Source organism: Massilia frigida, from assembly GCF_011682175.1.
Classification (GTDB): Bacteria; Pseudomonadota; Gammaproteobacteria; order Burkholderiales; family Burkholderiaceae_D; genus Telluria_A; species Telluria_A frigida.
Genome location: NZ_WHJG01000011.1, coordinates 1 through 11,284 on the forward strand (window position 1 = coordinate 1; position 11,284 = coordinate 11,284).

The 11,284-nt window shown below is 62.1% G+C and carries 12 protein-coding genes; 3 read left to right on the plus strand and 9 right to left on the minus strand.

Going from position 1 to position 11,284, the window contains the following annotated elements:
• Positions 1–136: 136 nt before the first annotated feature.
• A complete protein-coding gene (locus F2P44_RS12855) occupies positions 137–544 on the plus strand; it encodes an acyl-homoserine-lactone synthase (protein ID WP_167087097.1) in 408 nt (135 codons plus the stop codon).
• A gap of 496 nt (positions 545–1,040) precedes the next feature.
• A complete protein-coding gene (locus F2P44_RS12860; RefSeq protein ID WP_167087098.1) occupies positions 1,041–1,745 on the plus strand; it encodes a hypothetical protein in 705 nt (234 codons plus the stop codon).
• 57 nt (positions 1,746–1,802) lie between these two features.
• Here the strand turns inward: F2P44_RS12860 and F2P44_RS36115 are convergent, their stop codons facing one another.
• From F2P44_RS36115 to F2P44_RS12890, 7 genes are all read right to left on the minus strand, one after another.
• Positions 1,803–1,928, minus strand: coding sequence for a hypothetical protein (locus F2P44_RS36115; protein WP_267877600.1), 126 nt, complete (start codon positions 1,926–1,928; stop codon positions 1,803–1,805).
• 86 nt (positions 1,929–2,014) lie between these two features.
• Positions 2,015–2,917: an SDR family oxidoreductase gene (locus tag F2P44_RS12865; RefSeq protein ID WP_167087099.1), complete on the minus strand. Its 903-nt coding sequence runs from the start codon at positions 2,915–2,917 to the stop codon at positions 2,015–2,017.
• 1 nt (position 2,918) lies between these two features.
• Complete coding sequence (locus F2P44_RS12870; protein ID WP_167087100.1) at positions 2,919–3,920, minus strand: NADP-dependent oxidoreductase; 1,002 nt, start codon at positions 3,918–3,920, stop codon at positions 2,919–2,921.
• Positions 3,917–4,699 (minus strand): SDR family oxidoreductase, encoded by a 783-nt coding sequence (locus tag F2P44_RS12875; protein WP_167087101.1) that lies wholly within the window; start codon positions 4,697–4,699, stop codon positions 3,917–3,919. The genes F2P44_RS12870 and F2P44_RS12875 overlap by 4 nt, the downstream gene beginning before the upstream one ends.
• Before the next feature lie 29 nt (positions 4,700–4,728).
• Positions 4,729–5,031, minus strand: coding sequence for a Dabb family protein (locus F2P44_RS12880; RefSeq protein WP_167087102.1), 303 nt, complete (start codon positions 5,029–5,031; stop codon positions 4,729–4,731).
• Positions 5,032–5,045: 14 nt separating this feature from the next.
• Entirely contained in the window at positions 5,046–6,902 is a 1,857-nt protein-coding gene (locus tag F2P44_RS12885) for an acyl-CoA dehydrogenase (RefSeq protein ID WP_167087103.1), read from the minus strand.
• A 62-nt stretch (positions 6,903–6,964) separates the two neighbouring features.
• Positions 6,965–8,143, minus strand: a complete 1,179-nt coding sequence (locus F2P44_RS12890; protein WP_167087104.1) for an acetyl-CoA C-acyltransferase — start codon at positions 8,141–8,143, stop codon at positions 6,965–6,967.
• Positions 8,144–8,278: 135 nt separating this feature from the next.
• Here F2P44_RS12890 and F2P44_RS12895 point away from each other — a divergent pair, with 135 nt between their 5' ends.
• Positions 8,279–8,956, plus strand: a complete 678-nt coding sequence (locus F2P44_RS12895; RefSeq protein ID WP_167087105.1) for a DNA alkylation repair protein — start codon at positions 8,279–8,281, stop codon at positions 8,954–8,956.
• A gap of 293 nt (positions 8,957–9,249) precedes the next feature.
• Here the strand turns inward: F2P44_RS12895 and F2P44_RS12900 are convergent, their stop codons facing one another.
• Together F2P44_RS12900 and F2P44_RS12905 are read right to left on the minus strand one after the other, a co-directional pair.
• On the minus strand, positions 9,250–10,449 hold the full coding sequence (locus F2P44_RS12900; protein WP_167087106.1) for a serine hydrolase domain-containing protein: 1,200 nt from the start codon (positions 10,447–10,449) through the stop codon (positions 9,250–9,252).
• On the minus strand, positions 10,442–10,870 hold the full coding sequence (locus tag F2P44_RS12905) for a hypothetical protein (protein ID WP_167087107.1): 429 nt from the start codon (positions 10,868–10,870) through the stop codon (positions 10,442–10,444). The genes F2P44_RS12900 and F2P44_RS12905 overlap by 8 nt, the downstream gene beginning before the upstream one ends.
• Positions 10,871–11,284 lie beyond the last annotated feature (414 nt).

Below are 11,284 nucleotides of genomic sequence, written 5' to 3' on the forward strand. Positions count from 1 at the left end.
AGAATGAGATTAACCATGATTCCGCCACCATAACCGACCAGAATTCGTCCAGCATCACGAAAATGCGATGGAAAGTCGCGCTCCCGTGATGCCGGCCAGTTCAGAAAAATCGTTTTGCAATTGGCTCAGAGGTGCGATGAATACCATATACGCTAAGGCATCACAACTAAGGTTAATTGACTTAAATCAAATTTCCTCTTTCAGAGACTCCGTTTTTATTGAACGCTTGAACTGGATTCTATCCGATGCCGGCGCGGAGCTTGAGGTGGACCAATTCGATCGGCAAAGCACCTACGATGTCTGTGTCCCCGATACCAGCGCTACAGGTGGCTATGCGCGCCTGCGCCCTACCGCGGAGCCATATTTTCTCAGTGAAGTGTTTCTTGTGCGCATGGGCGGGGCCTTGATTTCCATGTCTTCTGCTGTATGGAAACTCTCGCGTTTTCGTGCGGTCGATCTGCACAGTCCAAGCAAACACCGGCAACTAGCCGACTTTCTTCGTTTTGGGGCAGGCAGTGTTGTGCCGCCGTGCAATGCGCGTTGAGCACGACGTGCGCCGCATTATTGCAGTGTCCGCAGACGATATGGAGCGATCTTTTTCCGGCGCGTTGTGAGTGCCTCCCGATGCCAGTCCAGCGGTGCAATTGCACGGGCACTCCATGTTTGCACTCTGGATCAAGCTTGATGATATGACCAAAAATGCCTGGGGATATCTTTCTCGGGTGCGGAGGCTGCCTGATCTGATGCGGATCATTAGCACTTAGTATTTATGCCAATGGCTTCTTTTCTGTATTTTGGATTACGATATTTTCTGGCGCACCAAAAAGAAAAGAGGCCAGCCTACATCACTTGCCGTCCGTAACGACCCTGGGAAACTACTGGATGGATTTGCCTGCGAATATTTTCTGGCGACAATTTAGATGATCTACCTGCCCGAACTGATTGCTGATTGCATTTTCGCAAGCTGCACCTTCCGCACCCCAGCAATTCCGCCGCGACCGAACAAGTCGCACCCACGAACGTAGATTGGGAGTATCAGCATGCATATCGTTCATCATCCACTGTGCACGAGCACGATAAACGCTCCGGACGACATTCAAGTTGAACGCCGAGCCAGACTGCCTGTGATGCACCAGACCGATGCACATGGGCAGCGGGTCGTGTCGTTCTGGAAGCCGTCAGCGGAAGAACTGGAATCGCTCATCACTGGTGGAGGCGTTGCCTTGCAGATACGCCCCTTGGGCCACGAACATCCCCACGTCTCGATGGGGACCTGGGCGGCCATTGGACCGGAGCTCATCGACGGTGATCCGCTCATGCAGCGCTCTACTGGTTATCGGTGCTACGAATGCTGCGCGAGGCAAGGCCAGCCCCACGCAGCACACTGCGTGGTGTTGGCGAGTGCGATTCAGTTTGCGCAGTCCAAGCCGACTCAGGGTTCGGACTCTTGCGAACCGGCTGAAGGCCCACCATTGAGCTCCCCCCCTACCCTGACCGCCGTGCTGCAAACGGCGTTGGCCTGCATGGACCTCCGCACTGCGCCAATGGCGGAAATTTTTCGTGCGGCCGGCTATAAGATTGCCGCGCAATGCGCGGCAGAGGAGGCCTTCATCCTCGATCGCATGATGCGAGCCGTGCTAACCCATGGCGATAAATGGGCTCGCGTCTTCACCGCGCAACTGCGTGTTGCGCAGGACGTCGCAATTGAGAAGCACTTTGCGACCGAACACCAAAAATCCGCATAGTTCTATGCAAAAAGCCGGGTTTCCCCGGCCTTTTGCTTGGTGTTCCAGTCTCGGCGCCTACGCCTTCCAGGCGCCCATCGCAATCCATCCCTTTCCCACTACCATATCGAGCTTGCCGGCTTCGCGAGCCGCCTCGGCCAGCAGCTCATGGTCGGGCAATCCGCTGTGCTCAAACGTCGTCAAGAGAACATCCGCTTGGCCGTCGGTCCAGCAGGCTGCGCGGTTTCCAGGTGGTCAGCGTGCCTGCCAAGCCCTGCCCACGCCAACCCTTACCCCTTCATCTTTGCCCGCAACATATCGCGGATGTGCGGCGCCGCCTTGTACGGATCGCCCGGATTGATCCCCTTGACGATCTCCTCCATCCGCTCGCCCACATTGCCCAGCGCCCCCGGATGCGAGTAAATATAGAACTGGCCATCCCGGATCGCATCGAAGGTCATCTGCGCGACATCGCCCGCCGACACCTTGCCCGACTCGACCGCCTTGACCGTCATCGCCTGCGCCGCCTTCTGGCTGGCGGTCGGCCCGCCCGTCATCTTCACGTCCTCCGGCCGGTTGCGGTGCGACTGGCTGATGCCGGTCGGAACAAAATACGGACACAGTACCGACGCCCCGATCGGCGCCTCCACCAGCTGCAAATCGTGATACAAGGTCTCCGACAAGGACACCACCGCATGCTTGGACACGTTGTACACGCCCATGGTCGGCGCGTTCAGCAGCCCCGCCATCGAGGCCGTGTTGACGATATGCCCTTCGTACTGCGGGTCGTCCTTCGCGCACTCCAGCATCAATTTGGTGAAGATGCGCACGCCATGGATCACCCCCCACAGGTTCACGCCAAGCACCCACTCCCAGTCGGCCTCGGAATTCTCCCAGATCAAGCCGCCCGATCCCACGCCCGCATTGTTGAACACCAGATGCACGGCGCCGAAACGCGCCATGCTGGCGTCCGCCAGCGCCTGGACTTGCTCGCCCTTGCGCACGTCGCAGATCATGGCCAGCACCTGGGCGCCCTCGCCTTCGAGCTCGGCTTGCGTCGCATCGAGCGCATCCTGCTGCACGTCGGCCAACACCAGCTTCATGCCCAGGCTGGCGGCACGTTTCGCGAATTCGCGGCCGAGACCGCTCGCGCCGCCGGTGATCACGGCGACTTTGTCTTGGAAGTTTTTCATGTCAGATGAGCTTTACCAGTTGTTTGCCGAAGTTGCGGCCCTTGAGCAGGCCGATGAATGCTTCCGGCGCCGATGCGAGGTCGGGCGCCACCGTTTCGCGGTACTTGAGCTTGCCGCTGACCACCAGCGCGCCCAGTTCGCCCAAGCCTTGCGGCCACAGTTCCAGGTGCTCGCTGACGATAAAGCCGCGTATCGTCAGGCGGCTGGTCAGCATGTGGCGCATATTGCGGATCGATACATCCTCGCCGTTGTAGCCGGCAATCATGCCGCACAGCGCAACGCGTCCGAAAGCGTTCATGCGTGGCAAGGCGGCGTCGAAGCCGGCTCCGCCCACGTTCTCGAAAATGGCGTCGATGCCGTCCGGCGTGGCCGCCGCAAGGTCTTCCACCAGATTGCCGGCCTTGTAGTCGACGCAGGCGTCGAAACCGAGTTCATTGACGACATAGGCGCACTTGTCCGGCCCGCCCGCGATCCCGACCGCGCGGCAGCCCTGCTGCTTGGCCAACTGGCCAACCACGCTGCCGACCGCGCCGCTGGCCGCCGAGACCAAAATGGTGTCGCCCGCCTTCGGCTTCATGATGTGGTTCAGTCCGTACCAGGCTGTCATGCCCGGCATGCCCGCCACGCCCAGGAAGGCCGACAGGGGAATCTGCGTCGTATCCACCTTGCGCAGGGTAGCGCCATCGGCCACGCCCATCTCCGCCCAGCCGAGCATGCCGACCACCATGTCGCCCACGGCAAATTTGGGATGCTTCGAGGCCAGCACCGCGCCGGCGGTGCCGCCGATCATGGTCTCGCCGACCACCTGGTTCGCCGCGTAGCTTTTCGCTTCGCTCATGCGGCCGCGCATGTACGGGTCGAGCGACAGGTAATGATTGCGGATCAGGACCTGTCCATCGCCCAGATCGGGCAGTTGCGCGCTCTCAAGACGGAAGTTATCGGGCTGGACTTCGCCGCGCGGACGCGACGCCAGGACGATGCGCTGGTGGGTAGAAGCCGTCATACCGCCGTTACTCCGCCGTCCACCGCCAGGATCTGGCCGGTGATGTGCTTGCCCGCATCCGACGCGAACAGCAACGTTGCCCCTTTCAAATCCTCATCGTCGCCGATGCGGCCCAGCGGCGCATCCTTGGCCAGTGCCTCGACGCCGATGGTTTCCAGCACGCCCTTGGTCATCTTGGACGGGAAGAATCCCGGCGCGATGGCGTTCACGGTAATGCCGTAGGCGCCCCATTCGCCCGCCAGGGTGCGGGTAAAGTTGACCACAGCGCCCTTCGAGGTGTTGTAGGCGATGGTTTTCATGGTGCCGGGCGGATTGCCCGCCAGGCCGGCGATGGAGGCGATATTCACGATACGGCCATACTTGCGCGGAATCATCGACGCCTTGCCGACCGCCTGCGTCACCAGGAAGATGCTGCGGATGTTCAGGTTCATCACCTTGTCCCACGCCTCGACCGGATATTCCTCGGCCGGCGCGCCCCAGCTGGCGCCGGCGTTGTTGATCAGGATATCGATGTGGCCGAGGCGCTTCATGGCTTCGTCCACCATCGGCTGGACCTGCGCGTCCTGGGCCAGGTCGGCGGCGATGGCGCTGGCGTCGATGCCGCGCTCTTTCAGGTGGGCACAAGCCTCGTCCAGGTCAGCCTGCTTGCGCGAGGAAATGACGATCCTGGCGCCCTGCTCGCCCAGCGCTTCGGCCATTTGCAGGCCCAGCCCGCGCGAGCCGCCAGTAATCAGTGCCGTCTTGCCGGCGAGGGAAAATAATTCTTGCGTAGTGCGCATAGCAAATCCTTGTCAGTCAGCTGTCGTTATCAGATGGTGTAATCCATGCATTGGCGCGCTTCACGAATGGCGCCAAAAAATGGTTTGAGTGCGTGGTGGGTCGGATGCTCGCCGTAAGCCTTCAACGCTTGCTGGTCGGCGAACTCCGAATACAGCACCACGTCGTACGTTGCTTCCAGGCCAGGCTGGGCCAGCGCCACCTCGAAGGCGAACATGCCCGGCACGATATTGGCGCAGGCGTCGAGCTGTGCCTTCATCTTGCGCGCGTTGGTGGCGCGGTCGGCGCCTTCGGCGAAGTCTTTCAGTTTCCACATGACGATGTGTTTGATCATTATTCAGTCGGTCCTCAGAACCACGCATCCTGCATGTCGAGCGTGGTGGTGTCGATGCTGGCCAGCAGGTCGAGCTGTTGCTGGACCTTGGGCAGCTCCCAGTGGAAGAAATAGCGGCAGGCTTGCAGCTTGCCATTGTAAAAGTTACTGTCGTCGTCCGCTGGCGCGCCAGCCAGCGCATGGGTGGCCACCAGCGCCTGTTCCAGCCAGATCCAGGCGATTACCGTATGCCCCACCGCTTCCAGGTACAGGCTGGCGTTGGCCAGGGTCTTGTTCATGTCGCCCACGGCGTACAGCGCCTGGGTGACCTTGGCGATGCGCTGCCACTCTTCTTCGAGCAGGTCGGCATTCGCATGCAGGTCGACCGACACATCGGCCGCGCGCACCCTGGCAATCGTCGCGGCAATCTCGCCGCCGATGGCCTTGAACAGCGCGCCTTCCTGGATCGACGCCTTGCGCCCCAGCAGGTCGAGGCCGTGGATGCCGTGCGTGCCCTCGTGGATGGCGTTGAGGCGGTTGTCGCGGTAAAACTGTTCGACGTTGTACTCGCGCGTGTAGCCGTAGCCGCCGTGCACCTGGATCGCCAGGCTGTTCGCTTCCACGCACCACTGCGAGGGCCACGACTTGGTGATCGGCGTGAGGAAGTCGAGCAGGCGCCCGGCGTGGGTCCGCGCGTCAAGGTCGGGCGCGGTGCGCTGTTCGTCGACCAGGCGCGCCGAATACAGCACCAGTGCCATCGCGCCTTCGGCATAGGCTTTTTGCGCGAGCAGCATGCGCCGCACATCGGTGTGCTCGATGATGGCCACCTGCGGCTTGACCGGGTCTTTCTCGGCCGGATGGCGCCCTTGCGGACGGCTGCGCGCGTAATCGAGCGCGTGCAGATAGCCGGTCACGCCCAGCACGGCCGCTCCCAGGCCGACGCCGATGCGCGCTTCGTTCATCATATGGAACATGTTCGCCAGGCCCTGATGCGGCTGGCCGACCAGATAGCCCACCGCGCCGGCCTTGCCGAGCGGCTTGAAGCCACCTTCGCCGAAGTTGAGCAGGCAGTTGGTGGTGCCGCGGTTGCCCATTTTGTGGTTCAGGCCGGCCAGCACGACGTCGTTGCGTTCGCCCGGCTCGCCATCGTCGCCCACCAGGAACTTGGGAACGATGAACAGGGAGATCCCTTTCACGCCCGGAATCAGGCGTCCGTCCGGACCTGGAATCTTGGCCAGCACCAAGTGCACGATATTGCCGGCCAGGTCGTGTTCGCCGGCGGAAATCCACATCTTGTTGCCGGCCAGGCGATACTGGCGCTCGCCGTCGGGGCCATCGACCGGGTCCGGCTCGGCGCGGGTACTGATGTCGGACAGGCTGGAACCGGCTTGCGGTTCCGACAGGCACATGGTGCCGAAGAATTTACCGGCATACAAGGGCCGTACGAAGCGCGCGATCTGCTGCGGCGTGGCGGTTTTCAGCAAGGTGTTGGCATTGCCGATGGTCAGGAAAATGTAGGCCGAGGTGGCCACATTGGCCGCCGTAAAGTAGGCGGTGACGGCTTTTTCCAGCACGCACGGCAATTGCATGCCGTCGAACTCGTAGTCTTGCCCGGCCGCCATCAGGCCGGCGGCGGAAAAGGCGTCGAGCGCGGTTTTTACTTCGGGAATGATCGTGACAGTTTGCCCGTCGAAATGCGGCTCGTGCTGATCGTTCTTTTTGTTATGGGGCGCGAACAGGTCGGTGGCGATCTGTTCGGCGGTATCGAGCGCCGCGTTGAAGGTTTCGCGGCTGTGGTCGGCGAAGCGCGGGCGCGCGGTCAGCGCCTCCACGTCCAGCCATTCGTACAGCAGGAAGTCGAGGTCGCGGCGCGACAGTATTTTGGATTGCATCTTGGGCCCCGGGGTAGACAACGAAAGCGGGGCCGCGCCGGAGCGGCGCGCCCCGGCGTGGATCAGACGACTTCGAACAGGCCGGCAGCGCCCTGGCCGCCACCGATGCACATCGTGGCCACCACGTACTTGACGCCGCGGCGCTTGCCTTCGATCAGCGCGTGACCGACCAGGCGGGCGCCGGAGACGCCGTATGGATGGCCGACAGCGATGGCGCCGCCGTTCACGTTGAGGCGGTCCATCGGGATGCCGAGGCGGTCGGCGCAATACAATACTTGGACCGCGAACGCTTCGTTCAGTTCCCACAGGCCGATGTCGGCAATCGACAGGCCAGCCTTGTGCAGCAGTTTGGGAATCGCGAACACGGGGCCGATGCCCATTTCATCCGGCTCGCAGCCAGCCACGGCAAAGCCACGGAAGATGCCCAGCGGCTGCAAGCCGCGCGCCTCGGCCAGCTTGCTGCTCATCAGGATGGCGACCGACGCCCCGTCCGAAAACTGGCTGGCGTTACCGGCGGAAATCACGCCGCCCGGCACCGCGCTGCGGATCTTCGACACCGCTTCGAGGGTGGTGTCGGCGCGGATGCCTTCATCGGCGCTGATGGTCACTTCGCGCGTGAGCAGCATGCCCGAAGCCTTGTCGGCCACGCCCATGGTGGTGGTCATCGGCACGATTTCAGCGTTGAACAGGCCGGCGGCCTGGGCATTGGCGGCGCGCTGCTGGCTTTGCACACCATATTCATCCTGGCGGTCGCGCCCGATGTTGTAGCGCTTGGCGACGGTTTCGGCCGTTTGCAGCATGGGCCAGTAGATTTCCGGCTTGTGTTCCTTGAGCCATGGATCGGCCAGCATGTGCTGGTTCATTTCCTGCTGCACGCAAGAAATCGACTCGACCCCGCCGGCGGCGTAGATATCGCCCTCGCCGGCAATGATGCGCTGCGCCGCGAGCGCAATGGTTTGCAGGCCCGAGGAGCAGAAACGGTTGACCGTCATGCCGCCCGTGGACACCGGGCAGCCGCCGCGCAAGGCGATCTGGCGCGCGATGTTGGCGCCCGTGGCGCCTTCCGGATTGGCACAGCCGATGATGACATCCTCGACCTCGCCCGGCTCGATCTGAGCCCGCGCAATGGCCGCCTGCAGCACGTGGCCGCCGAGGGTGGCGCCGTGCGTCATGTTGAACGCACCTTTCCACGATTTGGCCAGGCCGGTGCGGGCGGTCGATACGATGACGGCATCTATCATTTGTGTCTCCTGAGTTGGATTAATATGCGCAAAGCGCTGTGTTGATCGCTACGAGAATAGCACATTTTAGTACGGTCGTTCGCAAAATTATTCGCACCAGGCGCACCCTGTCCCGAGGCCCTGAAAAACCTGACCATGAACATTGCCGAACAAGTGAAAAAGACCTTGGCGCCGCTGGCCGATCCGGTCCAGGCGGCGCGCATGAGCGCCTACATGCGCGACCAGTTCGCGTTTTACGGCATCCCCACGCCGGCCCGGCGCGCCGCACTCAAGCCGCTGGTCCGTAGTCTCAAGGATGCGCCTGCCGGCGTGCTGCTGGACGCGGCCGGCGAACTGTGGCGCGAGCCCGAGCGCGAATGCCAGTACGCCGCCATCGACCTGCTCGCCGCCCATGTGAAGCAATTCGATGGCGGGCATATCGATGCGCTGCTCGGGCTGGCGCGCCAGGCCTCGTGGTGGGATACGGTCGACGCGCTGGCGGTCGTGATCGGCACGGTCGTGCGGGCGGACCGGGCGCTGCGCCAGCCGCGCATGGACGAGGCCGTACGCCACGCGGATCTGTGGACGCGCCGCGTGGCCATGCTGCATCAACTGGGCTGGCGCGCCGACACGGATCAGGAGCGGCTGTTCGGGTATGCCGGCAGGCTCGCGCACGAAGCCGATTTTTTCATCCGCAAAGCCATCGGCTGGGGCTTGCGCGACTACGCGCACCATGATCCCAACGCGGTGCGCGCATTCCTGCTGGCGCAAGGCGACACCTTGTCTGCGCTTACCCAGCGCGAAGCGGGCAAACATTTCCGTACAGAAAAATGAACGCGTGAAAATTTTGTGTAAGCGGCTCCTGAGCGGCGTTGTATCTGTCGATTTCTCAAGCCGGCACAATCCCCTCCGGGTTCAACGGCACGGAGCCGGACATGGAAAAGCTGGCATCTCACACCTCGAACTCGGTCTGCACGCCCTTGCTGTCGTAGCAAGCCAAAAAATTATCCCGACATGCCGTGGGCAACTTACCCTTCACGTAAGATTTAGCAACGATGTCAAGAACCATCGTTTACTTTTGACGCCCTGATGCTCCGGGCGCAAATGCCCAACGTCACGTGCGACTACTAAAGCGTTTGGCCGAACATGGGCGCGACCGCGCGCACGATCTTGCGGGCATTCGCATGCTGGTCACTCAGGTTGGTAAACACGATGATGGTCAGCTTCTGATCCGGGTAGCGCATGAAGTCGGTGACGTATCCGGGCATGCCACCGGAGTGGTACACCCAGCGCTTCCCGTTCTGGGTCCGCAGCTGCCAGCCCAAGCCGTAGTAGATGTCGGGACTGTCGGCATTGGCCGCCTGCACCAGGGCGTTATTGGTCCACATCAGGGCCAGGGTCGATTGCTTGAGGATCTTGTCGGTGTACAGCGCAGCATCCCACTTCGCCATGTCCATGGCACTGAGCTCGATCCCGCTCGCTGCCATGCCCAGGTAGACCGACATCGCGTCGGTAGTGACAAACGGGATATGTTTGCCATCTTTGAACTCGTACCCGATGGCGCTGTCCGCGCGCGCCGGTTTCGGCGCGACCAGACGCGCGCTGTGCATGCCCAGCGGCGTGAACACCCGCTCTTTCAAGAAATCGAAATAGCCCTTGCCGCTGACCCTGCGCACGACAATACCAAGAATATCGTAGCCGACATTGCAGTACCGGTACTTGGTGCCCGGCTCCCAGCTCAGGGAGTACGCCCTGAACCTGGCCAGCATGTCGTCTTCTCCCAGGATCTTGTTGGCAAAAATGTCCGCAAAGGTCTGATCGTCCGGGTATTCGGGCAGGCCGGAAGTGTGGTTCAGCAGGTGCCGAATGGTGATGCCGCTCCATTGCGGCGGCACCGCCCCGATGAATTTGTCGAGCTTGTCGTCGAGCGATATCTTGCCCTCCTCTACCAGCAGCATGATGGCGGTGGCGGCGAACGACTTGCTGATCGAGCCGATTTCGAAGCGGTCGTCCGGTTTCACCGCGCGCGCCGCCTCCCGGTCGGCGTAGCCATAGCCCTTGCTGTAGACAACGGTGCCGTCCCGGACCACCACCAGCGTCATGCCGGGAATGCGCTGCTCGACCAGTTGCCCCTGCATGTACTGGTCCACCTCGGGCTGCGCCGTTTGCGTGACGCCCGCCGCCAGCGTGGTCACCGGCGCCAGCACGACATCGCCGGCTGGCGGCGCAGTACCGCCCCCGCCCCCGCCCCCGCCGCCGCCGCCGCCGCCGCAGGCGGCCAACAGGCTCGTGGCCAGCGCCGCGATGAACAGGGCGCGCTTATTCATGGATGGCTCCGAGCGCGACCGCTTTCACGGGCGTCAGCACGACGCCGTCGCGTGGCCAATCGGCAAAACGGTAGATGGCAACCTTGTAGATACCCATAGTCTGGTCCTTGAATGCGTGTCCGTCGGTGACGGGGATGGTGAGTGGAGCGGCACCGGCCATGTCGCGAAACATGAAACCGGGCGCTTGCATGGAAGCGTCGTACATAAACTTGATGGCCATGCGGTTCTTGCGCAACAGGCGCAAGCGCGCCCCGGCGTCGCGCCGCGCGCTGATCAGCTGCTCGCTGGCGGCGCGCAACTGGTCGGCTGTAACCACGCCGTCGTCGCGCTCGCGGATGGAAAAGTGTTCACTGAAGCAGTACAGCACCTTGCCGCGAAGGAGGCGCGGCACCGCATCGTCCTTGTACAACTGGTCGGACACTTTCTCAGTTCTAATCTGTTGTCCATGCTTTTCTATTAGTGAGTGCGATATCAAACCAATCATAGCATCTGCATAAGCACGCCGAAGCCTTTCTTTCTAGCTTTCAAGGTATGGATCGACGCATTCCAGATCGGCATGGCCCAGCATCGACTGGATGGTGTCAAGGTCGCGATCCTGCGCCACCAGCCGGGACGCCATCGTGCGCCATCCAGAATGGCTGCTGCCGCCCTCGATCCCAGCATCCCGATAGCTTCGCGACGTGGCTTTGCAGGGCGTCACAGGCCGCATAGTCGATCTGCCCGCCGGCGTAGTCGATCCGGCGCTTACAATTTTGTCTTCTGAAAGGGCTGTGCCGACTTAGGCGGGTTCAATAGGATCCATACGATTGCAAGCCATCGCGGGTAGCGCTCCATT

Excerpts from the sequence above, each read along its gene's own strand:
- F2P44_RS12865 (WP_167087099.1), bottom strand. The coding sequence starts at position 2,917 with ATGAAAAACTTCCAAGACAAAGTCGCCGTGATCACCGGCGGCGCGAGC.
- F2P44_RS12885 (WP_167087103.1), bottom strand. The coding sequence starts at position 6,902 with ATGCAATCCAAAATACTGTCGCGCCGCGACCTCGACTTCCTGCTGTAC.
- F2P44_RS12870 (WP_167087100.1), bottom strand. The coding sequence starts at position 3,920 with ATGACGGCTTCTACCCACCAGCGCATCGTCCTGGCGTCGCGTCCGCGC.
- F2P44_RS12860 (WP_167087098.1), top strand. The coding sequence starts at position 1,041 with ATGCATATCGTTCATCATCCACTGTGCACGAGCACGATAAACGCTCCG.
- F2P44_RS12895 (WP_167087105.1), top strand. The coding sequence starts at position 8,279 with ATGAACATTGCCGAACAAGTGAAAAAGACCTTGGCGCCGCTGGCCGAT.
- F2P44_RS12855 (WP_167087097.1), top strand. The coding sequence starts at position 137 with ATGAATACCATATACGCTAAGGCATCACAACTAAGGTTAATTGACTTA.
- F2P44_RS12875 (WP_167087101.1), bottom strand. The coding sequence starts at position 4,699 with ATGCGCACTACGCAAGAATTATTTTCCCTCGCCGGCAAGACGGCACTG.
- F2P44_RS12900 (WP_167087106.1), bottom strand. The coding sequence starts at position 10,449 with ATGAATAAGCGCGCCCTGTTCATCGCGGCGCTGGCCACGAGCCTGTTG.
- F2P44_RS12880 (WP_167087102.1), bottom strand. The coding sequence starts at position 5,031 with ATGATCAAACACATCGTCATGTGGAAACTGAAAGACTTCGCCGAAGGC.
- F2P44_RS12890 (WP_167087104.1), bottom strand. The coding sequence starts at position 8,143 with ATGATAGATGCCGTCATCGTATCGACCGCCCGCACCGGCCTGGCCAAA.